This is a genomic window from Njordella aestuarii, assembly GCF_056494165.1.
In genome coordinates, this window is record NZ_CM151397.1 from 3,231,069 (window position 1) to 3,257,756 (window position 26,688).

At 48.4% G+C, this 26,688-nt stretch carries 29 protein-coding genes; 15 read left to right on the forward strand and 14 right to left on the reverse strand.

The genetic code is table 11. From position 1 onward, the window contains the following. Window positions 1-450: 450 nt before the first annotated feature. Entirely contained in the window at window positions 451-837 is a 387-nt protein-coding gene (locus SH451x_RS12670) for a VOC family protein (RefSeq protein WP_479362823.1), read from the reverse strand. 529 nt (window positions 838-1,366) lie between these two features. Between SH451x_RS12670 and SH451x_RS12675 the strand changes: the two genes are divergently transcribed. The 10 genes from SH451x_RS12675 to SH451x_RS12720 all read left to right on the forward strand — a co-directional run bounded on the left by SH451x_RS12675 (window position 1,367) and on the right by SH451x_RS12720 (window position 6,010). After that, entirely contained in the window at window positions 1,367-1,705 is a 339-nt protein-coding gene (locus SH451x_RS12675) for a PadR family transcriptional regulator (protein ID WP_479362824.1), read from the forward strand. Next, window positions 1,693-2,373 carry a hypothetical protein gene (locus tag SH451x_RS12680; protein WP_479362825.1) on the forward strand — a complete coding sequence of 227 codons (681 nt, stop codon included), beginning with the start codon at window positions 1,693-1,695 and terminating at the stop codon, window positions 2,371-2,373. Before SH451x_RS12675 ends, SH451x_RS12680 begins: the two co-directional genes overlap by 13 nt. A 107-nt stretch (window positions 2,374-2,480) precedes the next feature. Continuing rightward, entirely contained in the window at window positions 2,481-2,882 is a 402-nt protein-coding gene (locus tag SH451x_RS12685; RefSeq protein WP_479362826.1) for a hypothetical protein, read from the forward strand. A gap of 348 nt (window positions 2,883-3,230) precedes the next feature. Then, complete coding sequence (locus SH451x_RS12690; protein WP_479362827.1) at window positions 3,231-3,638, forward strand: DUF2178 domain-containing protein; 408 nt, start codon at window positions 3,231-3,233, stop codon at window positions 3,636-3,638. Then, window positions 3,628-3,849 (forward strand): helix-turn-helix transcriptional regulator, encoded by a 222-nt coding sequence (locus SH451x_RS12695; RefSeq protein WP_479362828.1) that lies wholly within the window; start codon window positions 3,628-3,630, stop codon window positions 3,847-3,849. Before SH451x_RS12690 ends, SH451x_RS12695 begins: the two co-directional genes overlap by 11 nt. 84 nt (window positions 3,850-3,933) lie before the next feature. Next, window positions 3,934-4,170, forward strand: coding sequence for a hypothetical protein (locus SH451x_RS12700; RefSeq protein ID WP_479362829.1), 237 nt, complete (start codon window positions 3,934-3,936; stop codon window positions 4,168-4,170). Window positions 4,171-4,208: 38 nt separating this feature from the next. Then, a complete protein-coding gene (locus SH451x_RS12705) occupies window positions 4,209-4,346 on the forward strand; it encodes a hypothetical protein (protein ID WP_479362830.1) in 138 nt (45 codons plus the stop codon). Between the two features lie 29 nt (window positions 4,347-4,375). Then, complete coding sequence (locus SH451x_RS12710) at window positions 4,376-4,720, forward strand: GNAT family N-acetyltransferase (protein WP_479362908.1); 345 nt, start codon at window positions 4,376-4,378, stop codon at window positions 4,718-4,720. After that, a complete protein-coding gene (locus tag SH451x_RS12715; RefSeq protein WP_479362831.1) occupies window positions 4,721-4,990 on the forward strand; it encodes a hypothetical protein in 270 nt (89 codons plus the stop codon). 531 nt (window positions 4,991-5,521) lie between these two features. Beyond that, window positions 5,522-6,010, forward strand: a complete 489-nt coding sequence (locus SH451x_RS12720) for a hypothetical protein (protein ID WP_479362832.1) — start codon at window positions 5,522-5,524, stop codon at window positions 6,008-6,010. A 125-nt stretch (window positions 6,011-6,135) separates the two neighbouring features. Here the strand turns inward: SH451x_RS12720 and SH451x_RS12725 are convergent, their stop codons facing one another. Further along, on the reverse strand, window positions 6,136-6,633 hold the full coding sequence (locus SH451x_RS12725) for a hypothetical protein (protein WP_479362833.1): 498 nt from the start codon (window positions 6,631-6,633) through the stop codon (window positions 6,136-6,138). A 107-nt stretch (window positions 6,634-6,740) separates the two neighbouring features. On the opposite strand from SH451x_RS12725, the gene SH451x_RS12730 reads away from it, so the two are divergent. Then, window positions 6,741-7,970 carry an ISL3 family transposase gene (locus SH451x_RS12730; protein ID WP_479360537.1) on the forward strand — a complete coding sequence of 410 codons (1,230 nt, stop codon included), beginning with the start codon at window positions 6,741-6,743 and terminating at the stop codon, window positions 7,968-7,970. On the opposite strand, the gene SH451x_RS12735 is transcribed toward SH451x_RS12730, so the two are convergent. The 6 genes from SH451x_RS12735 to SH451x_RS12760 all read right to left on the reverse strand — a co-directional run bounded on the left by SH451x_RS12735 (window position 7,958) and on the right by SH451x_RS12760 (window position 14,248). Then, window positions 7,958-8,380 carry a hypothetical protein gene (locus SH451x_RS12735; protein WP_479362834.1) on the reverse strand — a complete coding sequence of 141 codons (423 nt, stop codon included), beginning with the start codon at window positions 8,378-8,380 and terminating at the stop codon, window positions 7,958-7,960. The two genes, SH451x_RS12730 and SH451x_RS12735, sit on opposite strands and share 13 nt — an antisense overlap. Window positions 8,381-8,497: 117 nt before the next feature. After that, complete coding sequence (locus tag SH451x_RS12740; RefSeq protein ID WP_479362835.1) at window positions 8,498-8,773, reverse strand: transposase; 276 nt, start codon at window positions 8,771-8,773, stop codon at window positions 8,498-8,500. A 69-nt stretch (window positions 8,774-8,842) separates the two neighbouring features. Then, on the reverse strand, window positions 8,843-10,138 hold the full coding sequence (locus tag SH451x_RS12745) for a deiodinase family protein (protein ID WP_479362836.1): 1,296 nt from the start codon (window positions 10,136-10,138) through the stop codon (window positions 8,843-8,845). Between the two features lie 57 nt (window positions 10,139-10,195). After that, complete coding sequence (locus SH451x_RS12750; protein ID WP_479362837.1) at window positions 10,196-11,743, reverse strand: carboxymuconolactone decarboxylase family protein; 1,548 nt, start codon at window positions 11,741-11,743, stop codon at window positions 10,196-10,198. Between the two features lie 49 nt (window positions 11,744-11,792). Beyond that, entirely contained in the window at window positions 11,793-13,187 is a 1,395-nt protein-coding gene (locus SH451x_RS12755) for a carboxymuconolactone decarboxylase family protein (protein ID WP_479362838.1), read from the reverse strand. A gap of 47 nt (window positions 13,188-13,234) precedes the next feature. Further along, window positions 13,235-14,248, reverse strand: coding sequence for a DUF1559 family PulG-like putative transporter (locus SH451x_RS12760; RefSeq protein WP_479362839.1), 1,014 nt, complete (start codon window positions 14,246-14,248; stop codon window positions 13,235-13,237). 1,090 nt (window positions 14,249-15,338) lie between these two features. Here SH451x_RS12760 and SH451x_RS12765 point away from each other — a divergent pair. The 4 genes from SH451x_RS12765 to SH451x_RS12780 all read left to right on the forward strand — a co-directional run bounded on the left by SH451x_RS12765 (window position 15,339) and on the right by SH451x_RS12780 (window position 21,317). After that, window positions 15,339-16,577 carry an NAD(P)/FAD-dependent oxidoreductase gene (locus tag SH451x_RS12765; RefSeq protein ID WP_479362840.1) on the forward strand — a complete coding sequence of 413 codons (1,239 nt, stop codon included), beginning with the start codon at window positions 15,339-15,341 and terminating at the stop codon, window positions 16,575-16,577. Window positions 16,578-16,869: 292 nt separating this feature from the next. Then, on the forward strand, window positions 16,870-18,417 hold the full coding sequence (gene istA / locus SH451x_RS12770; protein ID WP_479357414.1) for an IS21 family transposase: 1,548 nt from the start codon (window positions 16,870-16,872) through the stop codon (window positions 18,415-18,417). Then, the gene (gene istB / locus SH451x_RS12775) at window positions 18,414-19,238 is read left to right on the forward strand and encodes an IS21-like element helper ATPase IstB (RefSeq protein WP_479357412.1); all 825 of its coding nucleotides are present in this window, start codon (window positions 18,414-18,416) and stop codon (window positions 19,236-19,238) included. Before istA ends, istB begins: the two co-directional genes overlap by 4 nt. 84 nt (window positions 19,239-19,322) lie before the next feature. Continuing rightward, on the forward strand, window positions 19,323-21,317 hold the full coding sequence (locus SH451x_RS12780) for a serine/threonine protein kinase (protein WP_479362841.1): 1,995 nt from the start codon (window positions 19,323-19,325) through the stop codon (window positions 21,315-21,317). A gap of 158 nt (window positions 21,318-21,475) precedes the next feature. On the opposite strand, the gene SH451x_RS12785 is transcribed toward SH451x_RS12780, so the two are convergent. The 6 genes from SH451x_RS12785 to SH451x_RS12810 form a co-directional block, all read right to left on the reverse strand. Further along, window positions 21,476-22,075, reverse strand: a complete 600-nt coding sequence (locus SH451x_RS12785) for a hypothetical protein (RefSeq protein WP_479362842.1) — start codon at window positions 22,073-22,075, stop codon at window positions 21,476-21,478. Window positions 22,076-22,584: 509 nt separating this feature from the next. After that, window positions 22,585-23,436 (reverse strand): formylglycine-generating enzyme family protein, encoded by an 852-nt coding sequence (locus SH451x_RS12790; RefSeq protein ID WP_479362843.1) that lies wholly within the window; start codon window positions 23,434-23,436, stop codon window positions 22,585-22,587. A 116-nt stretch (window positions 23,437-23,552) separates the two neighbouring features. Further along, window positions 23,553-23,762 carry a hypothetical protein gene (locus tag SH451x_RS12795; protein WP_479362844.1) on the reverse strand — a complete coding sequence of 70 codons (210 nt, stop codon included), beginning with the start codon at window positions 23,760-23,762 and terminating at the stop codon, window positions 23,553-23,555. Window positions 23,763-24,198: 436 nt separating this feature from the next. Continuing rightward, window positions 24,199-24,936 (reverse strand): DUF6572 domain-containing protein, encoded by a 738-nt coding sequence (locus SH451x_RS12800; protein ID WP_479362845.1) that lies wholly within the window; start codon window positions 24,934-24,936, stop codon window positions 24,199-24,201. A gap of 126 nt (window positions 24,937-25,062) precedes the next feature. Further along, window positions 25,063-25,536, reverse strand: coding sequence for an SMI1/KNR4 family protein (locus tag SH451x_RS12805; protein WP_479362846.1), 474 nt, complete (start codon window positions 25,534-25,536; stop codon window positions 25,063-25,065). Between the two features lie 599 nt (window positions 25,537-26,135). Continuing rightward, window positions 26,136-26,378: a hypothetical protein gene (locus tag SH451x_RS12810; protein WP_479362847.1), complete on the reverse strand. Its 243-nt coding sequence runs from the start codon at window positions 26,376-26,378 to the stop codon at window positions 26,136-26,138. Window positions 26,379-26,688: the final 310 nt, after the last annotated feature.

Below are 26,688 nucleotides of genomic sequence, written 5' to 3' on the forward strand. Positions count from 1 at the left end.
TGTCGCAAATGCGAGTTAGTTAAGTCCCACTTCCTGATGATATTCGATTTCGCGTCTTCACAAATTTGGCTTGCCAAGGCGAAACACCAAGTTGTAACGCACGAAGACAGTCGGAGCAGGCTGTTCTAACTCTCTTGCTTTTCCTCGACCAGAAACACTTTGAACGCATAATAAAAAGATTGCAACGATTGGTGCACTGAACCGCGAGGATTGACGGATCCGAGTTTCAAAGGAAGGCGTGACCGAGGGAGTCTAGTACACAACGACCACTTCGTCTTGAGCGTGGACATTCTTGGGTTTGAACAAGCTACTGGAAGAAAGCCAATTAAAAGACCAATTGAAACTGCACGTTGGAAGTCCAATTCTCTTCGATTGTAATTCAGTTCTCTAAATTCAATACAACATACGCTTTCTGTCAAAAAACGAGTTCTTCAACAAGACAGTGAGTTGCTAAATTCGTTTTTGTATTTGCCAAAGATGGCCAAACGGATCCCTGAACATTCCTTGTCTGTAGCCGTAGTCGTGGTCAGTAATAGGCTCGATCACCGTTGCACCTGCTGAGATAGCGCGATTAAAAACTTCCTGAACATCTTCCACAAAGAAGCCAACAACCGAGGTGACACCTTTGGCGATTGCTGGCTCCAAAGCATCTCGCATAGTCTCATGTAGATGGAAAATCGCACCATCAATTTCCAGTTCGACAACATGTATACTTCCGTCGTCGTTGCGAAAGCAAAAATGTTCCTTTGCGCCGAAATCGAAGTAAAAATCGATGTTGGTTGTTCCATTTGGAATGTGAAGCTCCGGCGCGAAGAAAGATTTAGCGTTCTGTGTCATTTGATACTGGACAACTTTTGAAGAGATTTGCAGTTGTGTTAATGCTTATCGATGGTGGAACTTAGAGAACTGAGTTCGACGGCAAAGCGAGCGAAGAACTACCTCCATCCATTGTACCTTGAGGAGCCAACAAATGTTGAACCCTGCGTGGAGGTGCATTGCTAGCAACTTTCACAGCGTTCATCGTAGAGGTCGTCATCCGTTTGCGTCCGCTACGGCTGTCACTGCCCGTCCGCGACTAATGACAAAGGAGGGCGTGTCATTTTATTAACAAAAATGCGTACCGGACAGTTCGTCCTGAGGCGCTAACGCCAATCGCAGCAGGATGGTGTCTGGCCATCGCACCCAGGAGATTTACAGCGAGACACGCATACCTTTGGGAACGGTGACTAACGCCTTGAGCCACGACGTAGAGGTCCAATTTGGTGAACAAGATTGGAAAAAGATTATCGAACTCTTGTAATACCTAACGCCGTTGGGTATTTTACCTAGCAGTGCTATGCTACTGTATTCTGGATGGAGGCAATTCGTGATTTCAAAAGAACTGGTCGCAGCTTCTACCAGACCAATGCTTCTAGCCATCTTGGCAAAGGGCGAAAGTTACGGTTATGCGATCATTGAGCAGGTTCGTGACCGGTCAGGTGGAGAGCTGGAGTGGTCGGAAGGTATGCTATATCCGGTCCTTCACCGACTAGAAAATGAGAAGCTAATCCTCTCATCATGGAAGATTGGCGAGAATGGCAGGAAACGCAAGTATTACCGACTTAGCGCTGCTGGAACCAAGGCGCTGGTGGTCGAACGAAAGCAATGGAGCACGATTCACAACACATTAACAGCGATTTGGGAGAAGAAGGCATGTTTGAGTTAGGTAATGCAATTCTCGAATGGAGACGATCATTTCAGCAAAGCTGTTCGCTGAGCAAAGATCGCATCGACGAACTTGAGTCGCATCTGCGAGAGTCTGTTTCTGAACTTAACCGAAAAGGGTTGAGTGAAGAGGAAAGTTTTGTTGTTGCAATGAAGCGTCTTGGGTATGCGCGAACCCTAGATGCGGAATTCCAAAAAAATAACTTGTTGGGAATAAATCAACTTAGGATTATTTGGATGTTACTCGGTTACCTTGGAGTTACCATTTGCGGAACTCTTTCAACAGCGATCGTTTCAAGTATTTCAACTGGTATGGCGTATGCCGGATTCGGCGCGACCGTTACTGGAGTATTCGCGACGCTTGCTCTCGTCCTATTCTGGATCGCAGTACTCAGTCTAATATTGCAGCCAAGGCAGCTTTCTTGGGTGTTTGGTAGCTATCCACGATTGTCCTTAACGGCAATGCTGATCGCAGTCACATCTTTGCCACTCGTTAGGCCATTAGCGAATGCGGCTCAGGCGAGAGTTGTGGATTTAAATTGGCTGCAAGAAACATCCTACTGGACGGGCGTCGGAAACGTTGCAATCCAATTCGTTGTTTACGCATTCTGCTTTATCGTACTGTTCGGGCTTTATCGACCCAAAAACGATTTAGTAGTGTCACAATAGTGTGATGTAGAACCAACAGATCCTGAAGTGTGCCCGTTGATTCGCGGTGCCTTCGCGACAAAATCCATTTACTCAGTTCCAACCAAAACTCACAGTCGAGGAAGGCAATGACACAAATGCATTGCGGTAAGTCCGCACAAACCCGCGCTCAATATCCGCAGTTTTCGATTCGTGCGTTACTCGGATTGATCGCACTTACATCCCTCACAATTGTTGCTTTTCAATTTTCCTGGCCACGACGTACCGTGCGAACTACGGTTCTGTCGCCAGCATTCGACGTGAGCGTTTTCGAGAGCCATTTGGATCACATCCTATCAGGTAGCGAGACAATCAAGAAAATGCATGTCGATCGCGCTACCAACACAATCATTATCCACGCGCAAGCGCGGAATATTGACACGGCTAGAAAGGAGATTGAGCTCATAGTTGAAGATCCAGGTGTTCTGCTGACCTCTGCTGCGCTTGGCATAACGCTGCAAGAGGCTCGGGAACTCGTCGCTGGTCCCTAGTGATGAGCGACGTTGAATGAACATCTCGTCTTCCCAAGTATTTGCCGCAAAGAAAGTCAGCACTTATCAAGTTATCTGAAATGGTTTTTCAACGTTGGAGACGTCTATCAATCCTGGATGCTAGATTGCCGAGCCGAGTCAAATATGGTCAGCCTAACGACTTCGCTATAACAAATGACCACTCGCTTCGAGAGTCGATTCCAAACAGTTGACTTCGCGAGCCTCTCTCATGCCGACTGAATTCCCAGTGACAAATAGACTTGACATTTCCGGTGTATGGTATATCATGCGCTGGTAGAAACTGCGTACTCGCAGGACAAGTTGTCTTCCCCCAGTGAGGTATAGGTGATGAACGCTGTTGAGAAAGTGGCGTGGACGGAACTGATCGTTTCAGTTTTGGCGACAGTACTCGTGGTGGCAATGTATCCATGGCTGGGGAATGCAGCCCTCTGTGGTTTCGGGCTGCTTGGATTGCTCGGCATCACACCGCTGTTTTTGCGGAAACGAGGCAAACAAGTTGTACGAGACGAACGCGACGTAGGGATCGAAAGGATTGCATCTTGGTTCGGATTCGGTGCAGCATACTTCCTGCTGATGCTATCGATGGTCGCAATAACGCTTTTTTATATCCAGCAACAACGCGATGTGCCAACAAACTTGCTCTGCGTGTTGCTCTGGTCGCAGTTCGCGTTTTGTTACGCAATAAAGGGTGGGACAGCCTTGCTTCAGTATCGAGGCACTAATCGTGCCACGTAGGCCAGAACCGCACCTTACCAACTGTGTTCGCGAACTTCGCGGCCAAGCGGAAGGAATGACTCAGCAAGCGCTAGCCGATGCTGTTGGTGTGACTCGTCAAACAATTGTCGCCATGGAAACGGGTATATACACACCGTCGCTGGCACTTGCCATTCGAATCGCGCGTGTCTTCGATTGCAGCGTCGAAGATGTTTTCGAACTTAATGAATAAATCGCATTTTTGTCTCGCAGTCCATTCGTAACCCTGAATAAATGCGAAACCGGTCCTTAAATTCACAGCAGGAAAGGCTTAATTATGAACAAAACCTATGATCGTCGATTCTTTGCTCCATTGGGATTTCTCTTTTTCCTATTCTTCCTTGGCTTCTTAGGGACGGAAAACTACGGGCGCTTCGCAGCTTTGTCTGCTCCTGCTTCGCTAGCTTCACTTGCGGTGCTGGTATTTGTTCCTCGCAACGCAGCTAACGTTCCAACTCAATATCGACTCAATAGCCATCGCGAGATTCTGCGCGCATTGCTTGGTAAGGCCTGATTCAATTCCTAGAACAAATGTGAAGCAAGATAGCATCGATGCAAGAAATCGAAATAGTCAAAGCTGACTTGTGTAACCCTCAGCATCAGTGTGCAGTTCTTGAAATGATGGACGCATATTCCGTCGACCCGATGGGTGACGCAAAGCCTCTTTCGATTTCGCTCGCAGTAATCTGATTTCCGGACTACGCGCGCACCCGACTACGCTGGTCTTTCTGGCGTTTGTCGGCGAGCAACCATGCGGAATTGCTACATGTTTTCGTGGGTTTTCAACGTTCGCCGCTAGGCCGTTGATCAATATTAGTGACTTCTTTGTTGATCCAGCTTACCGAGGGAAAGGTATCGGTCGTTTGTTGCTCGTCGCAATCCTAGACGAGGCAAAGCAAACGGACTGTTGTAAACTTACACTTGAGGTACAGCAGAGCAATTCACGAGCTCGTGCGGTCTACTGTAAGTTTGGCTTCAACCAGGCCGTCTACGCTGCAGATGCCGAAGGTGGAGGCTCACTCTACATGGTCAGACAGGTCGAAAGTAATACAAAGGGGTCATAGATGCGTGAGAAATTAAAACCTTGGATACCAGCCATTCTTTGTGGTGGGCTTTCCCTTATCGCAGTTACTGCTAACGTCGCCGGTCGATTCATGACCGGAAGCCATAATGCAGGGCTACTGGCATTCTTGGGCTTCATTCCAATGTGTTTTTTCCAGGTCGGTGTGATGCTCAAGAACCTTCAAGAAGAAAACAGAAAGCTCAAACGACAATTGGATGAGATCGTCCTTGAACAAAAAAATGTGACTGCACGCGGTCCAGTTTCGGATTGAGTTTCGGATCATCACTCGCCTTGTCCAGCGACTCTGGTGGATCGCCTTGCGATAAATTGGATTCACTATGATACGGATTGCAAGTCAGCGGATTTTTTCTTCGTGCAGTTAAATTTTCGCTTTTGCTATGGTAGTTCTGACGAATTGAGGCGCATCATATCCGACTGTTGCGATGTATCTTCCGAGCTAGACGTCACCTCAACAGAGATCTTTGATGCCTATCGAACATGGGTAGGAGATCTCAGCCAATTACGATTCTCAAAACAGAAGCAAACTCGCTTTGCTCATTCCAAACGCAACTTCGGGCGCTACCGAAACAAAAAGGTTTTCGAAGGAATTTCACTATCAAAAACTGACGAAATTGAGTAACTCAACCATCTACGAAAAACCCTCAACAACATTGGGATTTTGCAGATTGCGCCGGCTTGTGGTGGGTCACTTTGTTATCTTCCATATGCGCGCATGGAAATTAACAAAAGTACCCAACGCACCTGGCGCACTTTGATTTTTGAGCAAGAGAAACACAGAGGCATGACACCAATGTTTGATGTTAGAATTAGTCACATGCATATCGACAATCCGTACTCGCCACCCAAAGCTGAACAAACTTCTCTGGTGCTTTCACCGGAGGACGAGATTTCCTCGAATGACTCTAGAAACAACAAGAAAGCTGCAATTTTTGTATTTCTCAGCGTTATCGTGTCTGCTCTTTACGTTACTTTCGATTTGCTTCTGACGAGCGGGCTTTTTGGATTTTTCGGGCTGCCAGCGATCGGATTACTTTTCGGAATAGCCTCCGCATTGCTTTACCGAAAGCTTTTGCTGGCCAGCGTGTGCGGATTCTTTGGAATCATCGTTGGTCACTTTGTTGCAGTAGCGATCCGAGGTTGGAACGTGGGCAGTTTACTCGGTGTGATTGTAGTTGCCTTGATAACTACGACTTTAATTTTCGTCATCGTTGCTGCAATGCGATTGGTCAATTCAATGCTGAAAAAGCTTCGTGCTTACATAACGCGATAGTGGCCCAACAGTAGCCCCACAAACGCGTCTACCAAAGTGGCATTCAAGTGCAAAAACGCTACCAAGTGCTATAGGTCCTCCCGCCGAAACCAACGCGTTCTTGGGCCGCGGGAACAGGGCCGGTATTAGACAGAGTTTGTATTGCTTGTCCGAGCGACTTCAGTTGTCAGCGATGTCCTGCCAAAACGTCGAAGCAACCCTTGTGCTAGTGCCATAAGTACTAGTCCTACAATGATTCCAAGTCCAAACAAACTATTACGAGGAAATGCATTGTCGACAAACGACAAAAGGCCGCCGCACATTTCGGAGAAACTCGGCCCCACTTCTTCTTCCTGGACAAAAGGAAATCGAATTGAAATGACATTGTCTTCCACATCTGATCGGCTCAGCTCATTAGAAAACAAGGTACGTTGTGTTCCCAAAAGATCGGGTTTCTTTTGAGTGTCGATCACGGACGTATCCAGCGTATTGGCGATGTCAAAGTCCATCGTAATGTCACCACCAAACTCAGGGTTCAACCAGAAATGAAAGATACAAACATCGTCGTAGTAGTTGCAGAAGTTGTTACGTGAGTTTTGATATCGGACCTCAATGAACGTCGAATCATTTGGAGCAACTTTCACTTCGAAAGTATTGATTGGTATCGTGGTGGAATCGTAGTAATAGTTAAAATTCGGTCCATCCGGTAATTTCGTGAAGTTGGTAGAATCTGGGCTGGAGGAAATCAGCCATGCAAGACAAAGAATTGTACCAACACATCCTTGGACTCAACAATCCTTGGTTTGTTCAAGAAGTCGTTCTGGATCAAGTAGCCAAAGAGATTGTCGTTCGAGTAAACCACCCAGATCAAGCAACATTCTCATGCTCGCAGTGTGCTCACACTGGCGCATGCTATGATCATGCCGAAGAGCGACGCTGGCGGCATTTGGATTCGTGTCAATTTAAAACAATCCTTGTGGCACGTGTTCCGCGCGTCCAATGTCCCACGCATGGTATCAAGAATGTCGCGGTGCCTTGGGCAGAAAAGCATAGCCGGTTCACCTTGCTCTTCGAACGTTTGGCAATCGACGTGCTGCGAGCAACGCAAACGGTCAAAGGAGCCATGAACATCTTAGACATTAAATGGGACCAAGCCTGGAACATCCTGCAGCGTGCTGTCGAGCGTGGCCAAGCTCGCAAGCAAGCCAAACCAATCCCGCACGTTGGTATCGACGAAAAAGCTTTTCGCAAAGGTCATAGCTATGTGACCATGCTCTACGATCTGCAAAACAGTACGGTCGAAGCTATAAGTGAAGGGCATGATGTCGAGAGTGCAAAAGCCTGTTTTTCTCAGCTTTCTGAGGATCAAATCGCTTCAGTACAAGCGATCGCTATGGATATGAGCCCGAGCTTTGTGCGAGCCACCAAAGAAACAATTCCCCTTGCTGAAGAGAAGATCGTGCATGATCGATTTCATGTGATGCAGTTAGCGAATAAGGCGGTTGATAAGGTGCGTCGGCAAGAGCATCGCTCGTTGCTGTCGTTGGGAGATGATCGTCTTAGCAAGACAAAATACTTGTGGCTCAAAGGCGAAGAGAGTTTGAGCGAAGCACAAAGCGAAACGTTCGCCTCGATTTATCATGGTACGATGCAAACAGCGAAAGCTTGGTGCTCCAAAGAGATTCTTCGAGGACTTTGGGACCAGTGCGATGCGAGCACAGCGACGCAGTATTTTAACAAGTGGTATCGCAGCGTGATCCATACGAAACTTGAGCCGATGAAGTCCGTAGCCCGGACGATCAAAGAACGCCTGGGCAACGTAGTCAGTTACTGTACGCATCGGATCACGAACGCAGTGGCCGAAGGGATGAACAGTAAGATCATGTCGATCAAAAGGCGAGTAGGCGGGTATCGCAACGTAGAGAACTTCAAGATTGCAGTTTACTTCCACTGCGGCGGATTAGATCTCTACCCACGATAATCCCGGATGGACCTAAAATTCCCGTGAAGACGTTTCGCAATCTCGCCTGGTAGCATGTCTTGCTTTACATACGAACGAGAAAACGGAACTTCCCCTTGGCTAAAGAACGTCAGATTCTCGCCGACGACTGCGACTTTGAAAGTGTCACGTTGCGATCGGTTCAAAACCTTATAGGTAACCGTTAAATACTCGGAATAGTCCCGTGCTGAGCTGCCGGGAACGAACAATTTCATGTTCGTGGCAAGCAATTGAAGTGGTGGGTCCACCTGCTCCGCTTCGTCAACAAAATAGAAATCTCCCAAGAACTCCGGTTTCTGATCGACGACGGGGGCTGCCGCAGAAGTGGCATGCAACAAAATTGCAAGAATGAAAGAGTGCAAGAAAATGCGTGGGATGTAGTTAGTGCACATGGCAGCCATCGGATGCGAGAGGAGTGGTGCGACCAAATGTAATGCAATTTCTCAATCTTTTTACAATGTAGTGTATCAAGAATCGAAAAGGATAGTGCAAATGCAAACGGAAATGCTTCAGATTGAAATGTCTTTCGCAACCAGACAATCGTGGATTTTTTGCCAGATCCCCGACATCCGCCAATTCCAGAAGATGTTGTAAACGGTTTTCCATTTGGAAAAGTCTTTTGGCAATTGACGCCACTGACAACCAGTTCGATTGATGAAAAGAATTGCATTGATAATGACTCTGCGATCAATAGGTTTGCGTCCCAAAGGGGGCTGCGGTGGCAGAAGAGGAAAAAGCAACTGCCATTGATTTTCGGTAAGGTCGCTGGGATATTGGCGTTCCATCGCTATGACTCCGTATTCCGTTATGGGATTTTTTCACAACGGTTTCATAGCGATTTTTTTATGCACACGTCAATTTCGGGACACGCTCTTAGTTAAACCGTTCAATAATGTCTGCACAAGCGATTGTTCTAGTTCGCCCACTTTGAAACCGTATGGCCCGCGACCTCCTTTGTATGTAACAGTTCCGTTGGTGTCTATCACATACATTCTTGCTGGCATTCCGCTGTAAGCATTCCCCACAACGTCATCTATAGAATCAACAAGCAACGGCATTGTGTACTTGAGACTCGTGTGGCAAACAGTTGCGATTGCAACGCGATCGGTATATGTTTTGGGCTGCGCAAAATGCACTCCACGGTCTGTATTGCTTGCCATTATCCATCCGTCTGTTGGGTGTGCCTCTCGGACGTAGATTCCGATAAATTTGGCTTTGTCTCGATATCGCTGATAAACGTCCTCGACTTCCGGAAAATTTCTTCGGAATGGGCCACAAGTAAAATTTCCGAATACCAACACAATTGGCTCTGCCCCAATTAGTTCTTCAAGTACGATTTTCTGAGCTCCATCCTGAGTCGACAATTGAAAGGCTGGCGCTCTATCTCCAACACGTGGCCCCTGATGGATCGAGCCGACTTCATTGTTGAATAAACCTTGCAGAAGTCGATCTGGCGTAGGAGCGTCGCCCTGAACGTAGTTGGCCCGTCCCCGCAATACAAAATCACGGAGTGCTTCTGACGAGAATTCAGACTCATTTCCTCGTATGATATCGAAGAATTTTAGCAGCTCTTGTCTGTTAGCTCGATTATCTCCATCAAGATCAATTGATCGGAAAATTTGGTTGAGTGCACCTGCTTTTTTGACCCAGTCAGAATCTGCAGACCAGTCGAGATCATTTGCTTGAATCAAGCCGCTACCATCTCTGTCGACCGCGGCAAAATAGCTCTCTAGTCCGACAAATTCCGACTTCAAAATGCCGTCGCCGTTGGACGATTTGAACGTCTCACATAGCCAATTCCAATCATAGAGACTTTCTCCGGGACCAAACCATCCGTCATTTGCACCTATGGCTGAGCCACTAACGACTGCCTTCAGCATACGAATAATTTCAGGTTCGTTACCTTGACTGAACTTGTTGTCTAGTTCGACTTTCAATTGTCTTTGAAGATCTTCAGATCCAATCACCTCTTGCGAGCGTTTCTTCCAGTACGTTAATTCATCTTCACTCAAGCCAGTTGTTCCAAACTCCTGGGCGTTGACGTTCGTAGAAAGATTCGAGTTTTCCTGCGCCGGAAAATCTTCTGCATGTCCCAGACTTGCCGCGAAAACAATTACGAGAAGCACTCGCCAATGGGTCAGTGGATACATCAATTACCTCAGTTTGAAAACGAGTATGCCACGATGTGTTTTATTCGACTGAAAGCATCAGTTCGATAGTTGAGCAGCTTCCGTGATGCGGTTTAACATGGCTCGATAAGCGGTGTAGTTTATCACCTGTGTGACTGCCTTCGGACCAGCTTTCTCAACCGCATCTGCGACATCCTTGTCACTCAGAACGATTGGTGATGCAGCAAGCTTTACGGCAACATTGAGCAGAAATCGTTCTCGATCTTCCATCACCGAATTTGGAGATGATAGATCATTGTCGAGGACGCTGATCTCTTCTTTGGATATGCCTTGCGCATGCATTTCCTCGAGCGCTAAAGCGGCGTTGTACCATGCTCGATCCTGTCTAGCGACAACCCAATTTATCTTTGATTGAAGATTCGGTGATATCTCCGTTGACGCGCGACTTGACTCGATCGCGTCAATTAATCGTTTGCCTGCAACGGGGAAATTCAGGAGTAATCGCTTCCACTGTTGTACAGAAGAATTAACGTCCGTTTCGCCAATCAGTTTCCGAGCCTCTTCTTCTGATATAAGTGGCAAAAGTGGCTCGCGTTCGGAGACTCGCTTGAGCTTCATTTCCAGCTCACTCCCTGTTTCAAGCGTTGGTCGATTTACCCTCGTGAATGCCACATCGGAGTTTCTCAAATCTGACTCACTGACCGCAACTATCTTCGATGGCTTCGTCGCATATTCAACCGATGTTGGTGTCAGGTACGAATGCAAATTATTCGAACTAGATATGTTATCAGAACCTTGGCGACCAAAGTTGCCACCGCCGGTCGATTGAGGGATTCCAGCTCCTTCTTTCCAACGATTGATCGCGTTGTTTCCTGCCACCGAACCAATCATCTCCAGTATCTGAAGATCTGTATAAAACTCGCGGCAAGCTTCAATATCTTGACTTTCAAGCAGGTGTGGATCGCGAGTTAATTTTAACGCTAGGTCAAATGCGACACGCTCGCTGTCTGGAAACTTCGACCAATCGCAGTCCAACGCAGCGATCTCATCTTCGAGCATTCCGGCTGCCAGCAATTTGGACTCTTGATGTCCTAAACAGTATTGGCAGTTATTCGCGCGAGCAGCAATCCAAAACATGCGCACTTTGAAGGCATAGTCGAGTGACAAATTGGGATCGGCTACTTGATTACTAGCGCGACCGGTCCGCTGCTGCGTTCCCTCAGTAGCGGAACTACTTTTTGAAATGGGTCGCCCACCGAAGACCATATAGCCGTTCGTCGCGTTTCCATCTAAGTAAAGACTTCGCAACTGCCCCTCATAACCTGCCATTCGCCCGTCATTGATCGCCAGTTGCTCCTCAGTAGTAGATTGTTCTGGCAATGGAATTCGAGGCGTCCGTACTTTCAAATGTTCAATGTATTGCTTTAGCGCGCGGCGCGTGTACGGTGTTGATCGCGGCTCTTGGACCAAGTTATCGATGACCAATTCAAAATCCTGGTCGTGGTTTAGAGTGTTTATGTTGGTGTCCCCAACGGTTTCTTGCGCCTTGAGCCATGGTGTAGTGGAACCAATGAGAAAAAGGAGTAGAACTACAGATATGCGCTGCGGTCGTTTTGAAATGAACATGTTAATTTCTCCGATGGTCTAATTGAAAATGTTTGTGGTAAATGGAAGTTTAGCGAGCTGGCTTCGGTAGGCCGTAATAGTCCCAGAACACATTATCGCGCTCAAGTGGAAGTTGAAACCCATTGCTGATTCGTGTCATGTAGTTGTATCTGCTCGCATTTAAAGCAATGTAAAATGCGCGTTCCTCACCGAATGCTTCTCGAAGCGAGTCTAAGTCGGCAGGGCTGATTTGTTGCGGTGAGACAGTAAGCTTTCTCGCGAAATCTAGTGCAATCTGTTCACCTGCCGTGAAGTTGCTCCAATCATTTCCTGAAAGTGCCCGGCTACGATCGGCGATTTGAGTTTTCGATAAGCCTGCAACTTCCCAATTCATTTCGCAATGGCCCATGCAATAAGGGCACTTCATTGCGTCAGTAACGAGCCAGAACAGGCTTCCGCCAAAAAGAGAGTCCCAGTTTCGGCCTACCTCGGAACCGGCTTCACGAAGATAGATCTCAAAAGGTATTGCGAGTTCAGCCGCGTACCCAAAGGATAGCTGATACCACACGATGTCACTGGGATTGTCCATTAGGCCTGGTGGTAAACGCTCCGCGATTTCGGCCCAATCTGGTGGTGCAAGCCTGGGGTTTCGCTCTCTTTGTTTTTGTAGCTCAACCTGTAGATCGTCATATCCTAGCCACGTGTGAGTCGATGCATGGGAAACAACATTCTCATTTAACCCCGACACAGTCGCGACTTGCTTATTCGGTGTTGGGGAAGCCGATTTCTTAGTATCGGAGGCCGGGAACTGGTGTTCGAACTTGACATCGGCAGCAACCAGATTTGCATCCTGCGAGCCGTCATGTACACCTAACACAATCATGAGCCTGTCATGAAAGTTGTAATAAGCAAGGTGAAGCACCATGGCGGCCGCTTCTTCTTCACTAAAAGAAGTGACCAGTTTTTCAAACTCGCTATCTGGATAGTTGGCAGAATCAAGGGTCATTGCCCGTGCAAACTCAATCGCATGCTTCTCGGGTTCACTCCAGCCTCGCAGACTGCCGTCCTCAAGTGCTTTCAGACGTTCGGCATTTTCTCCTGCTCGCTTTGCATCAGCTATCGCAATCGTCTTGTTGTAGCTGCATCCATTCAGCGATGCTGACGTGAAGCGCAACGCATTGCGAAGCCGGAGATCCACCGGCCCTAACTGCCGATGGGCGAAATCTAATTCAATAAATGCCGCTGCTGCTTTTGGCATTTTCCCAGATAGAATGCGAATCCATTCTGGCAACGGTTGAATCTGCCCACTGATTGGAACAGCGATCTGTTGCCAAGTGTGCTGATTGCTTAATGCGGCATCCCAGCCCATTGTAGTCCTCGTCTTCTCTTGGGCCGTGGTTGGATTACAAATCAAACTTGAGATTGCACACGACGTTAGGATCGCCAATTTCATGAACGGCTTCATCGTTAAAAATTCCTTTCAAACTGAGCGGAAGAAATGAAGAATTAACACTATTCGCCACTACTCAGAGGCGACTCCATACCACCCCGAGTCCCGTATGCTTGCCAGATTTCGCGATCAATGGCGTCCGTTACAGCACGAGTGGAACCGTCTAAAAAGACAACGTTCACTCCGCCATGATGGTGGCTAGATGCAGTGGTCATAATTCGACCGGGAGGAAACATGCACGATCTTTGGTTAGGTGTATTGATATGATAGTAAGTAGTTGTAGAGTGATAGCCGCGAATCCAAGGTCCACCGATGTCTGAGAATCCCTGACGACTTAGATCCATGGGATCAATTGCATTGCAGTCGCGTATCGCCTCCTCACCAGTCGCCGGATACGTTCCAGTCGAAAATGTATCCGACTTAATAGTCGCTATTTGGTTGCTGAAGTCACCAATGGCTCGCTCAGAAAAGCCCACTGTGTTGCTCATTCCGTCGAGGATTGCGGCCAAAGGCAGAAAGGAATCGTGATAGTAGACTCCGTCATGATCTTTCAGATTGGCATTCGCTGCTGCACTTGAGTGGGTACGAGTGTAAAGAGGGATTGTGCCCGAGTTACCGTAGTAGCTGTTAGGCCCGCCGACAGATCGTGGAATGAACCTTGCGGGATCGGATGGACAGCGGAAGATCGCGAGGCTTTTCTTGCGTGGTAGCTCGTTTTTTGCGGAAGAATAAGTCGTATCAAAGTCAATTAAGTTAAAGACATTTGCATGGTCGATAAAAGGCAGTATTCTCGCATGCAAAGATATGTCGGACACCGTTTGAGGGAGTCGTGAAGTCGCGTTGTAAGTGCGTGTCACCATTGCGGCTGGAAGGACCTTGTAGGCAGCTTCGTACGAGTGGTTCGCGAGCATCACTTGTCGCATGTTGCTAGTGCAATTTATTCGCCTTGCTGACTCTCTCGCCTGCTGAATGGCCGGAAGCAGCAAGCCTGCCAGAATGCCGATAATGGCAATTACAACAAGGAGTTCTACAAGGGTAAACCCAGATCGAATGAGTGTTAGATTAGCTTTTTTCATAGTCTTGCCTAAAGAGATAATATTTAATCGATATGCCCGCTGGCGAACTATCGGCATGGCTTGCCTTAACCTGGCCTAACAAGCCACTGCACAGAAAAAGCAGAGGATTGCTAGCCAGGCATAGTTCTGTCCCTGGATTGAAGTTGTCATGCCGAGATGGCTAGAGCGCACAGGATTTCGCGCTAAGGCTAAATCATGTTGCGGACTAATCGACAAAATCCAAGGCGATTTTGCTCGATGAATTCGAGCGGCAGAGCGAGATTACTCTGCTTAAGAAGCGAAGATTGGCGGTCGATGCAGCGGCAGAAGAAGACTGCTCTCAATTCGCATTGCAGTCACAGAGAGACGATAGAGAACTTCAGAATCGGTAAACCTATTTGCGATCGAGAGTCCTATAACGTCTTGCTGAGTATTGTTTGTGGGACTCGTGTTGGTTGCGAGGAGCGAGTTCCGTTTTGGCTGCTTAGATTTGCAGCCTGGCCCTTCGCAGGGAACTAAAGGGCGCTGATAGCTGATGCCAATCTTGCCATCTTTATAAACCCAATACGTCGCTGGCATCAACAAGAGTTGATCGTCCGAATACGCATGAAACGAAGTGACCTTGAATTCATTAATGTCGCTGACCGCATGACGACAAAACGCAAAGGAGTTCGACGTGAAAGTACAAAGTATTGCCGAAGTTACCAGCGTAAGCAAAACCAGTCTACGACAATCCCTGAATGCAGAACTGCACCTCGTGGAATCGCTATTGTTTCGCAGAAAAAACAATGCAGTGAACCCGGATTACGCATAAAGAAGTGTTTGCGTGCACGAAAACGCCGCTACTAAGATATACGAGTAGTGTTTCGGAGGCAATCTAAAAAATTGAGGAATTAGCGCGATGTCGCATCTTTCTAAATCGGAACATCGTGACTGAGGTGCAGATGTTCAGGTCGCCCGCCTTCGCGAGCCACGTATGAATGGAGTGTATAGGATCGGCTGTCTACAGCTACATACACGAGCTAGTTGTCGCGACAAGACTTGTTTAAACGACTAACATGGGGGCTCGTTTGCTGTTTCAAAATGCACTCAGTAGTGAAGGGATAAAGCAATGGGCAGCTCTTACGTGACGGACTTGGATGTTCTTGTTATAGGCGGCGGTCCGGCTGGAACGACCGTTTCGACTTTAGTCGCAAAAGCTGGCTACAAAGTGAAACTCTTCGAGCGTGAGAGGTTTCCAAGATACCACATCGGGGAGTCTCTAATCCCAGAGACATACTGGGTACTGGAGCGACTCGGTATGCTCACCAAGATGAAGAATAGTTCTTTCATCAAGAAACACAGCGTGCAATTTGTGTCAGAAAAAGGTCGACTTTCGGAACCATTCTATTTTGACGATCACCGGAGTCACGAGTCATCGCAGACTTGGCAAGTAAACCGCCAAGAATTTGACCAGATGATGCTCGACAACGCCCGCGAGCATTCTGTAGACGTGCAAGAGGGAGTTAGAGTAACGGAGGTCATTTTTGAAGCCGATCGCGCTGTTGGAGTGCGCGTGATGGATGAGAGCGGACACATTCATGAAATCTACGCGAAAGTGATAGTCGATGCAGCCGGTCAAAGTTGCCTCATACAAGCTCGACTGGGACTTCGGGAGTGGGATGCCGAGCTCAAGAAAGCCGCCATTTGGACCTATTGGAAGAATGCCTTTCGCGATTCGGGAAAAGACGAGGGGGCAACAATCGTAATGCAGCTCGAAGGAAAACGAGGTTGGTTTTGGTACATCCCGCTGCAAGATGGGATCGTGAGCGTTGGGGTCGTAGCATCCTACGATTATCTGCTCAAAGGACGCGGTACGACGGATCTTGAATCCATCTATTCGTCGGAACTAGCAAAATGTCCTGGTGCTCAGTTACGACTCAAGGACGCAATGAGAGTTGAATCTTACCACGCGGCAAAAGAATACTCTTACCGGTCCAAACAAGTTGCTGGAAATGGCTGGGTACTGGTAGGGGACGCGTTCGGGTTTTTGGATCCACTTTATTCTTCCGGTGTGCTGCTCGCCTTGAAGTCCGGGGCGAGTGCTGCGGATGCAATCTGTGAAGGGCTCAAGAACGATGATCTCTCTGCTTCGCAACTTGGCAAATGGGGACCTGACTTTGTTGCTGGCATGGACCGTATGCGAAGACTTGTCTGTGAGTTTTACAATGGTCTAAGCTTCGGAAAATTCATTCGCCAAAATTCGGATAAGAAAGGTCTCGTAACCGATGTTTTGATTGGTAACCTATTTAAAGACGATATCGACGAACTTTGGCCGCTGATCGACGAAATGCAAAATCAAGAAAGTTAGAAAGCCCTCACAATCCGAGTTCAAGCCGTCCTGCACCGGGCTTTGATCATTCATTGGGCCGGTAAACACGAACGTTTGGCCGACTTGAGCATGACATCACGATCGGGATTCACGATCGAACCATAGCCTAGTTTTGAAGGTTCAACACTACAAGATTAGAATGAACGACGAATATGCTGCTGACGTGTCAGTTTGCACTCAAAACCAGCCAGTAGTTTGCAGGTGAAAACCGGCCACTTGGGAGCGATTTTGTGGGGGCCTCCAAGCACGATTAGTGCTGGAGGTACCCAGCATGTCGAATCACACGTCTATGGCCAATATCAACGCAATTGCAAGCCTGCATCGTAGCGGGCATTCCAATCGCCAAATCGCAAAAATTCTACAGCTCAATCGCGAAACGGTCGGCAAGTTTGTTCATCAATTAATAGCCGACGTAACCCAAAACCAGCCAAACTCGCAAACCGGCTCAGGCGATTGGGCTCAGCCCCAATCGCACAACCTCGGCGGCGCTCAAAGCGGACCGCGAAGTTCGTGCATACAGTTCGCCGATACGATTAAAGCAAAGCTCGAAGTAGGGCTTTCCGTGCAACGGATTCTCCAAGATCTGAAAGCCGAACATGGCTTTACAGGCAGCTATCATTGCGTGTATCGCTTTGTTAAAACGCTTGCCCTCACAACACCGCTTCCGCATCGACGCATGGAAGTCGAACCAGGCGAAGAAGCTCAGATCGACTTTGGTACTGGCGCACTGATCTTCAACTCCGAAGGTAAGAAGCGGCGACCGTGGATGTTTCGCATCGTACTGAGCCATTCGCGCAAGGCCTACAGTGAAGTAGTCTATCGCCAAACAACCGACAATTTCATCAGTGCCATCGAGAATGCGTTGCATTACTTTGGAGGTGTCCCTAAACGCTTAGTGATCGACAACTTGAAAGCGGCAGTCAAGCAAGCCGATTGGTACGATCCGGAGATTCATCCTAAGTTGCAATCGTTTGCCGCTCACTATGGGACCGTGATTGTTCCGACCAAGCCCTACACGCCACAGCACAAGGGCAAGGTAGAAAGCAGCGTCAAGTTCGCCAAGAACAACGCACTCAAGGCGCGGCGGTTCAGTAGTATTGTAGAGCAGAACAACTTCCTTTTAGAGTGGGAAGCCAAAGTTGCTGATACACGCATCCACGGTACCACCAAAGAACAAGTCAAGAAACGTTTCGATGAAGCTGAACAAGCGGCTTTGATTCCGCTTCCAAGTGAACGATTCGTCAACTTCAAGGAAGCTCGTCGCAGCGTTTCGCGCGATGGTCATTTAGAAGTCGATAAAGCGTATTACTCCACACCACCGGAGTATGTCGGTCGTCGCTTGTGGGTGCGTTGGGATGCTCGCTTGGTACGCATTTTTAATGAGCGTTTTGCATTGATCGCCACACATAGCAAGTGTGAACCAGGTCGTTTTCGCACCGATAATGCTCATATTCCCAGGGAAAAAGTCTCTTCAGTCGAACGTGGCACCGATGCGCTACTGCGTCAAACGGCAGCCATTGGCCCCCATACAAAGGCTTGGAGTGAAGCGATGATGGCCGCTCGCGGTGTCGAGGGCGTGCGTGTGCTCGTAGGGCTTAAGCGGCTGGCGGGAACACACCGCAGTTGCGAATTGGAAACTGCTTGCAAGATCGCTTTATCGCATGGCGCTTTTCGACTGCGGTCGCTTCGCAACTTGCTCAAGCAGAAGGTGGCAGCGGAGGAACAGTTGCAGATGGACTTCATCGAAGAACATCCGATCATTCGTCCGCTGTCGGATTATTCACTTAGTTCTTTAGAAAGTTTCAGGAGGGAACGATGAACGGAAGATTGCGTGAACAGTTGAAAGAGTTACGCTTGAGCGGTCTCGCGACATCATTGGATGTACGGCTAGAGGAAGCGAAGTCGACAAGACTAGATCATAGTGAGTTCTTGGAGACGATTCTACAAGATGAACTGGTGGTGCGACGTGACCGCCAGATCGAACGCTGGACCAAACAAGCTTGCTTTCGAGATTTGAAATCGCTGGATGATTTTGATTTCGAATTCAATCCTGCCACCAAAAAGAAGGAGTTCTATGATCTAGCTGCCGGTGATTTCATTCGCAAGGCGCAAGATGCGTTGTTGCTCGGACCACCCGGAGTTGGCAAGAGCCATTTAGTTCAAGCGATTGGTCGTCAACTGATTCGCGATGGGTACACGGTATATTACCGAAGTATCTTTGATTGTACACGAGACTTCTTACATGACGAAGCTTTTGAGGGACATGATCGCATTCTGAATCGTTATCTGAAACCAGACCTATTGATCTTGGATGACATGGGGATGAAGCATTTGCCCAAGGGTAGTGGCGAGTACTTGTTCGAGATAGTGATGCGTCGCCACGAGCTCCGCAGCACGATGATGACGAGCAATCGGCCTTTGGAGGATTGGGGAAAATTGCTAGGAGATGTACCGAGCGCGACAGCGATCCTAGATCGCTTTTTGCAAAGTGCCAAAGTGATCGAAATCACGGGGCGAAGCTACAGACTTCGAGGCCAAGCAGCCGATAAGTTCAGTAAGGCTGATTCTTCCAAAACCAGCCAAACTCGCAAACCGGCTGGAGCTACGGCAACCGCAAAAACAGAGAATCCATCGAGTTAAAAACAGCGTCCAAAGTCCACTTAATTAACCACCTTCATTGGCTGGTTTTGACTCGCAAACAAGTGGCTGGTTTTAACCTGCAAAATGACAACTACGACAGAACCGTTCACGGAAACATTGGAAGAGAAAGATGCGATAACGAAGTTGATTGCTGGCGCCAATGAATTGTTGAGTCGCCTTGGAACGGTAAATTGTACCGAAGCTAAGTCGCAAGAAATCGCAACTGACTTGACAGTCTTAAATATGGATTCGGAAGAATTGAATCCCGATCAGATTGCACCATTTGGGCTGCAGGAAGGTGGAACAATAGGTGGTTATCGAATTGTGAAATTGCTTGGTAAAGGAGGCATGGGCTTAGTCTTTCAGGCAGTGGATGTTCGATTGAAGCGGGCTGTAGCCTTGAAAGTATTGCAAAGGTCTGTGGTTTTCGACGTTGCATTGAAAGAACGGTTTCTCAGGGAGGCACAATCTGCAGCGGCGATCGAGCACGATAATATCATCAGCATTTTTCAAGTTGGGGAGGAGAACGGAATACCCTTTATCGCGATGCCACTGCTGAAAGGGGAAACGCTAAAATCAAGATTAACTCGCCTCGGTAAGCTATCGCAACTTGAAGTTGTTGATATTGGGCGTCAAGTAGCATCAGGGCTAGCAGCTGCTCATTCCCAACTGCTGATTCATCGCGACATAAAGCCCGACAATCTTTGGCTCGAGAGCAATACTGGTCGGATCAAGATCCTAGATTTTGGCCTGGTTAAGCCTATTCAAAAAGAGGCCGATTTGACCTTGTCCGGTTCGATTCTAGGGACACCGCTTTACATGTCTCCCGAACAAGCACTAAGTAAACCTTTGGACCATCGCTCTGACCTCTTCAGCCTAGGAAGCGTGCTTTATCACCTGTTATCTGGCACACCACCGTTCGAGTACATAAGTCTGGGTGCGATCCTCGTGAGCATTGTTTACGAAGATCCGAAACCGATCAGTTCACTTGTACCTGATATTCATCCGTGTCTCGAGTCTTTGCTGATGCGGTTACTGGCCAAAGAACCTTTGGAACGTCCCAGTAGTGCGATCGAAGTTAGCGCCGAATTCAAAACCATTTACTCGCTAATCGAGCCAGGTGGGGATTGCACAGCTCCAGTTGCGAGGACTGAGTTGAACTTAAGCGTCTCTCAAGGTTTGCGTCCGAGCCTTACAACGAAAAGAAGCGGACCGCCGAACGGGACACAAACATCGTTTTCCAGTTTTCGCGTCCCTCCATTAAATGGGAGGTTAGCGTCGGTCTCCGCTTGCCTTGTCATGCTGGCAGTGATTGTAATCCTGTTGAGAGACAAGAATGGAATCGAAACGACGATTCGCGTTCCGTCTGGTACGGACGTTGAGATACAAACTCCTCCGGAGACAAAACTGCAAATCATAGAAGAATCAAGCGATCGATTATCAGCCGATGATTCGAATGCAGGATCCGGTTCAGATTTGATGCAGATACCAGCCACCTCTAAGTCTAATAGCAACGAATTCGATAGAAAGGTAGACCGGATCGCCGGATGGTTCACAAACGATCGAGGAAGGACTCTTACCGTTCTTCCCCAAGAAAAAGGAGTTCGTACCGTATTCGACTGGGCGAACGGGGCACCATGCAGTGTAGGCGAGCTGAGAGTGATTGGCGAGAAGTACATCTTCTGGCAACCGATTGATCAGCAAGAATTTGTGACAAAAACGGATCCTGAACTCGATACGATTTCTGAAGTGACCGTGCTGGACGATGTGGTCTTTGTCAAGCGTCTTTCTGTCAGCCAAATCATCGGGGAATACAGAAGTTCAAAGGAGCAGATTATGAGGATTAAGATAACCGATGGGCAACTGTATTGTTCAATCGATTGGGGAAACAACGCTCCGACTACGAATGGCTTCATCCGCGTGAATGGCAACGGCAAAACAATGCTAGTAGGCTATCGATGGGAAGATCCCATACTCTTAAGATTCGAAGGATCAAAGCTCGTATCGATCGGGCTGGTCGGTATTGAATTCTATCCGGCGTCCGAAAACAATTTGAAGCGTGAGGCTGGGGATGACTGAGAGCAACCGGCTATTGAAAAGCGACTGCCTGCGTACGTATGCCGTCGAGCAGGGGCTAATACACTTGAATACTATATCCCGGCGCGAGCCAGCTGAGGTAGATGATCTGCGTTCCAACTTTCTCGTTGCTAACACGAACTTCGGACAGATTGGCTCGCTTACATGTGCCTCGCGTCGTCTTCCACTTTCGGCAATTTGTAGAAATAAGTATTGCCGACTTTCTTCGATTCGATTTCGCAGGCTTCTCGTTTATGAGCAAGGTCGCATGTAGAGAGCTTTAATATTTTGCGAGCTTCGGCGCTGCGTACCCAGAGATCTTCCAGCTCCTCTATTGAGTCATATTGCGGATTTGTTACGAGTTCACTCATTCTTGGCACCACATGCTGTTCCCAATAGCTTTTCCGGCCGATACGCGATCGATCGACTCCGTCGAGTGCAATCCATTGCATTGATCGCAGCTTACTTTGTTCAACATTGAACCCAGCGTAGTCGTCTGCCACGAACAGCCATTTGTGGTGGTAGATGTACGGATCGGAAGGAGTGTTGCGTCGTTGAGCGATCCCGTCAGCGCTGACAACGATGATGGCCTGGATCGCTGGTTCATCTTCAAGATCGAAGTGGGGGCAGTAAATAAAGGAAACCGAATCATTGCGGTGATTAAGCTTCACGACGGTATAGTCGAACTGTTCCGGCAAATGCCGCTTTGCCCATGCCACTGTTTCGCCGAGAACCTCTTCGTAGTCTCGATGGACATACACCGCATAGCCGATCTCTTTGCCGATCCCAAACCGCCGTGAGCGAACCGGAAGCTCGCTCGGTTTAGTCGATCGCTCATCAATCTGGTCTTCGAGGTCAAGGTCGATATTATCGACGGCCTCCGGCTGAGGATCGTCGACGGCAACGACGGTATCTTGGGAAGCTGGCTCGGTATCTTTAAGTCGAACAAATGGAAGGAACTGTTCTTTCGGAGGCAGACGACGCCTTGCAACTCCATCTTGATAAGCAAGTCGATTCCCTCGAATCTTGACTCCGGCGTCTCGTAGTGCAATGCCCCAATCTTCGGCGCTCAGCTTCTATTCAGGTGCGACTCTCACTCAATTGTCTTCAACTATTTCCAGTTCGATTCACGTAACAACATGTTATATCTGAGTACGGTGATGTCGGATGTCTTATTTGAATGACAGGAGTTATCCGGGCCGTTAGAAGCCACTATCGATCAAAGCATTGCATCTTAGGACGTACTAGTTCCAGTGGCATTCCTAGATCGCTAGCTATCAGGAGCCATCGCGACGCGGAACCCCATAGTCACGCCAGTGTAATCAGGATCTGCCTTGGTTCGGCTCGCCGAACGACATTCCCCTGCGCTATCAAACCAGCATCCGCCTCGCAGGATCCGCGACAAACCACTGGCACCACCCTTCGGATCACTGATACTGCCAAATGGATACATCTCGAACCGATCTGAACACCATTCATTGACATTGCCGTGCATGTCATACAAACCATACGCGTTTGGTTTTTTCTCTCCAACCAAATGTGCATATCTCTCGCCGACATCCCATGCATTCTCTATAAACCAGCCGAAATCTTTGAAACTATTCGACGAATTTCCGAAGCTGTAGACCGTAGCAGTCCCAGCTCGACAAGCATACTCCCATTCTGCTTCTGTCGGCAGGCGATATGACTTGCCTTCCTTCAGTGAAAGTTCTTCGCAAAACTTCACCGCATCACTCCAGGTCACGCAAGTCGCTGGACAATTCGCGCCTTCTTTTACGGAATCTTCACCCATCCATGGACTGGTGTTCATTACATTCATCCACTGCTCTTGGGTCACCTCAGTTATCCCAAAATAATAGTCTCGAGTTAGGGTAACCTGATGCTGTGTCTCATCGTCATCGCGATCAGATTCTGTCGTTGGTGAACCCATCTCAAAAGTCCCAGCATGAATTAACCGTAGCTTCATGCCAATGCTATTCGTGATCTGTGTTTCATCATCATCTTTTGCCTCCTGCGCACTTGCACGCATTTGCAAAAACATTAGAGACAGCAACAAAATCGTCTGACATAGCGTGGATAAATTTGAAATCGAATTTGTTGTTAGAAATCCATTTGAATGCATTTAAGTATTCCCGCGAGCATTGCTCGATGACCAGTAGCTAAGTGACAGAGCGACGGCGTTAATGGGGCCGCGGCCAAAAAAATTATTTCAAAACACGAGTCATCGGCGGCTCCCGCTCACCGCTTGGATATCCCGCGTTCCTGGATGTGCCCTCGCCAGAAGTCATGAATCTCTCGATACCTGGGTTCAAGTTCCTGTTTCTTTCGTTCAACCGAATCGGGATCGAAAGGCCCAAGCATAAAGCACGTCGGAGTCGGTTTAAAGTCTAGTGGAATCAAATAGTCGTCGAGGTAATGCGAGAATTGTAGTGCAACATCGTTCGGCATTTCGGATGCGCTCGGTGTCCAGCATTCATTCGGCAAGCCAACCCAATGGAGCAGAAGGTTGAAGTTGAATTCGTCGGTGGTGATTTTTGAAGCGTCTAAGAGCCTGAGGTATTTCCGAACGTGTTTAATGGCTTGTTCTTTAGGTGAGGGCTGTGGCGGTTTCGGTTCACCGATTCGTGTCCGCCGTCGAAGTACGTTACCTTCGGCGTCGACATCGAAGACCAGTTGGCATGATGGACAGATCCCAGTTGATTGCACCGATGAGAACGACGTGTTGCAGTCGGGGCATTGTCGAATCCGTGGCTCGTCAACGTTTCGCAAGCGGTGCCTCTTGAGCGGGATAACGACAGGGTTCAGCGAGCCCGAGCAAGTGACTCAACGCAAGTCACGCGGGCTGATCGACGGCTTCGTCCGCAACCCTTTGTTGTGTTGCTATTCACAGCAAAGTGTTCGGGAAACGCGTTTCAAATTCGATACCGCCTGCAGGCTCGAGCATGCCAGTCTCATCATTTGCCCGGAGACATTTCGTCAGCACAAACCCTTCCCTTTGGCCACTCTCAACGCAATTTGCAACGGCCATGTCGACAATCTGTTCGTCGACGATCGATGTAGCACGACACATTACAACCAAACACTCCACAGTGCCGCCGTTCGAATCAAGCCATCGACTTGCTATATCCAATGGTTCTTCGCTTTCCGTGGCCGCGGAAATCTGAACAAATACCTTTTCACCGTCTCTGAGACACCAGATGAATGAGAATGCATTTGTTGTTTCGAGGATCTTATCAACGATTTCAAATGCGGTATTGGCAAGTTCTTGCATTGTCTCGCTGATACAGAATTGGTCGTTTGTGTTAGTTAGAGAGTAAGTACAGTCAAAACGAACCTCGAACTGCTTGTTGTCGCACGAGATACTCTCAAGGCGTTCCATCTCCGGGGTTGGCGCAACTTCACATGCGACCACAAACGATACATCGTCGGGGCTAAAGCTTGGATAGTCATGCGTAAATTTTCCCGATGCGACGTACTTGGCGTAAGACATCAATTTTGCTTTGACAGCGTTCAAACGGCGGTCGGGATCGATTGTCGTGCCGGCGTCAACAGCGACAAGAATTGGTCGGTTCTCTGAGTCGGATCCTACGATGTCGATTACCTCTGATTCTTCGATTGTCATTTACGCAGGCTTCTCTTTCTTCATTTCTTCAACATAACGACGGACATCACCCGGCACGCGCGAGTAAGGCATCCATGTGAAAACGGCCGTTCGCGTGCTCGGCGTGCATGGCTTTGTTATTTGGCTTTACGGCGTACGGTATCGAGTCGGATCATAGTCGATATCCTCAGGAGCAATGAAGTCCTGTCGTCGCGCGAGTACGTTTTTAACGTAGTCCAAGTATGAATCATACACAATTTTATGTTCAAGGTTATCGGGAACAGAATCCCAGCCTGAATCGTAGACTTTGTACTGTCCGGTTGCTTGGTTCGGTTTCGTGTCAAGCAGAATCACGCCACCATCCTGATGATCGTACAGCACGATATAGCGATGAGGAAGTTTCAAGTGTTCGCGAGCAGCGATGGTGTTCTCGATGGTTTCGTCTAGAGATGATATTCCAGTTGCGTGCCAGTATCCAAAATGACGGAGCACCCATCGAATGTCTGGAGGTAGGGGTACGCCAAGTTGTGCTTCCGCCGAATCAAGGCTCGCGTCGGATTCGGGAAGATGGCCGCGAAACCAACGATTGTTTGCGTCAACGAACTGCCGCAATTCGTTCATGCCGTCGTGTTCACTCCTGCCAAATAACTATTCATTATACGCAGCTAGCGCGTGATTTCAGACCAAATGACTGCGTTTTCCTCAGCTACAGCGTAAATGTCTTTTATTACGCAGTCAACGCGCCGTTATGGCTTTTTCCGGAGCTAGCGCGGATCATCTCATATCAACGCGCTGGAAAAGTTGTGCAAGCGGTTCAGCTTGAAACGTTCTGTAGTGAAAATGTTGTCTCGCGCTCGAATAAACCGATCTGGCCGATTGGACGGCAAATTGATCCGCTGCTGACGAACGAGTCGAGGATAAAAGCAGACAAGCGATTTGGCGTTTAGGCTTTTGCTTCGCTGCTAGCGAAGAACAGAATGTGCCGGTGCGAGTTGCGTGGACGGTTTAGTCGGCGCGTCGTTGTGTTGTCGCTTCGCAGTGCAGTTTCAAGCGGAATCGGGCGCAACCACAGGACGACCGGCTGAAGCTGGAACTACGAGCGGTTTGTAGTACCGCCTTCAGGCGGACTTGGGCGCAATAAAAAACACTCGCTAGAGCGCGTGGTTGCCACGGAGCTAACGAGTGCTTCGAAGGAGTCGGGGCTGTTGCTGCAGCAATGCTTACGCGGCGCGGGTCATGCCGAAGCCGGTGAAGGTCGCGGCTGGGGCAGACATGGGGCCGGGTTGAGCTTTGGCGTTGAACCAGAAGGCCGATTCCCAAACACGAGTGCCAGGAGTGACGCTCATAGGCATCTCAATGTCATACGTCATCTTGGTTGTGGAGGCCTCGAACTTCCAATCGCTGAGATTCTCGCTTGGCTCTTCACTGACAAACGTGAATAAGCTTGCACCTGGCACGTCCACCGGTCGGCCGCGGCGGTTTGGTTAAGACAAAGCTAAAAGTACATAAGGATCTCTTGAATTTCCATTTCTAATGATCCTGTAGCTCGTCACAATCAGGAAAACCGGAATTTATTATTCTAGAACTTGTTACCAGCATACAAAACAATTGTTGCGATGGCCCAAACATTTGTTTTATTGCTCTGAACAATTTTTTCGATGGAGAAGGTGCATTGTAGAGCGCTACTGGTGCATTCATTCTCCGTCTGGGTGCATGCAAATTCCGAGAAGATGTATTGCTACTTGCAAGAAGCTGAGAAATCTCCGCGCAACC

Bases quoted from the DNA above. Each gene is read 5' to 3' on its own strand.
- SH451x_RS12670 (WP_479362823.1), bottom strand. From the start codon at position 837: ATGACACAGAACGCTAAATCTTTCTTCGCGCCGGAGCTTCACATTCCA.
- SH451x_RS12680 (WP_479362825.1), top strand. From the start codon at position 1,693: ATGTTTGAGTTAGGTAATGCAATTCTCGAATGGAGACGATCATTTCAG.
- SH451x_RS12685 (WP_479362826.1), top strand. From the start codon at position 2,481: ATGACACAAATGCATTGCGGTAAGTCCGCACAAACCCGCGCTCAATAT.
- SH451x_RS12690 (WP_479362827.1), top strand. From the start codon at position 3,231: ATGAACGCTGTTGAGAAAGTGGCGTGGACGGAACTGATCGTTTCAGTT.
- SH451x_RS12700 (WP_479362829.1), top strand. From the start codon at position 3,934: ATGAACAAAACCTATGATCGTCGATTCTTTGCTCCATTGGGATTTCTC.
- SH451x_RS12705 (WP_479362830.1), top strand. From the start codon at position 4,209: ATGCAAGAAATCGAAATAGTCAAAGCTGACTTGTGTAACCCTCAGCAT.
- SH451x_RS12715 (WP_479362831.1), top strand. From the start codon at position 4,721: ATGCGTGAGAAATTAAAACCTTGGATACCAGCCATTCTTTGTGGTGGG.
- SH451x_RS12720 (WP_479362832.1), top strand. From the start codon at position 5,522: ATGACACCAATGTTTGATGTTAGAATTAGTCACATGCATATCGACAAT.
- SH451x_RS12730 (WP_479360537.1), top strand. From the start codon at position 6,741: ATGCAAGACAAAGAATTGTACCAACACATCCTTGGACTCAACAATCCT.
- SH451x_RS12735 (WP_479362834.1), bottom strand. From the start codon at position 8,380: ATGTGCACTAACTACATCCCACGCATTTTCTTGCACTCTTTCATTCTT.
- SH451x_RS12740 (WP_479362835.1), bottom strand. From the start codon at position 8,773: ATGGAACGCCAATATCCCAGCGACCTTACCGAAAATCAATGGCAGTTG.
- SH451x_RS12745 (WP_479362836.1), bottom strand. From the start codon at position 10,138: ATGTATCCACTGACCCATTGGCGAGTGCTTCTCGTAATTGTTTTCGCG.
- SH451x_RS12750 (WP_479362837.1), bottom strand. From the start codon at position 11,743: ATGTTCATTTCAAAACGACCGCAGCGCATATCTGTAGTTCTACTCCTT.
- SH451x_RS12755 (WP_479362838.1), bottom strand. From the start codon at position 13,187: ATGAAGCCGTTCATGAAATTGGCGATCCTAACGTCGTGTGCAATCTCA.
- SH451x_RS12760 (WP_479362839.1), bottom strand. From the start codon at position 14,248: ATGAAAAAAGCTAATCTAACACTCATTCGATCTGGGTTTACCCTTGTA.
- SH451x_RS12765 (WP_479362840.1), top strand. From the start codon at position 15,339: ATGGGCAGCTCTTACGTGACGGACTTGGATGTTCTTGTTATAGGCGGC.
- istA (WP_479357414.1), top strand. From the start codon at position 16,870: ATGTCGAATCACACGTCTATGGCCAATATCAACGCAATTGCAAGCCTG.
- istB (WP_479357412.1), top strand. From the start codon at position 18,414: ATGAACGGAAGATTGCGTGAACAGTTGAAAGAGTTACGCTTGAGCGGT.
- SH451x_RS12780 (WP_479362841.1), top strand. From the start codon at position 19,323: ATGACAACTACGACAGAACCGTTCACGGAAACATTGGAAGAGAAAGAT.
- SH451x_RS12790 (WP_479362843.1), bottom strand. From the start codon at position 23,436: ATGCATTCAAATGGATTTCTAACAACAAATTCGATTTCAAATTTATCC.
- SH451x_RS12795 (WP_479362844.1), bottom strand. From the start codon at position 23,762: ATGCCGAACGATGTTGCACTACAATTCTCGCATTACCTCGACGACTAT.
- SH451x_RS12800 (WP_479362845.1), bottom strand. From the start codon at position 24,936: ATGACAATCGAAGAATCAGAGGTAATCGACATCGTAGGATCCGACTCA.
- SH451x_RS12805 (WP_479362846.1), bottom strand. From the start codon at position 25,536: ATGAACGAATTGCGGCAGTTCGTTGACGCAAACAATCGTTGGTTTCGC.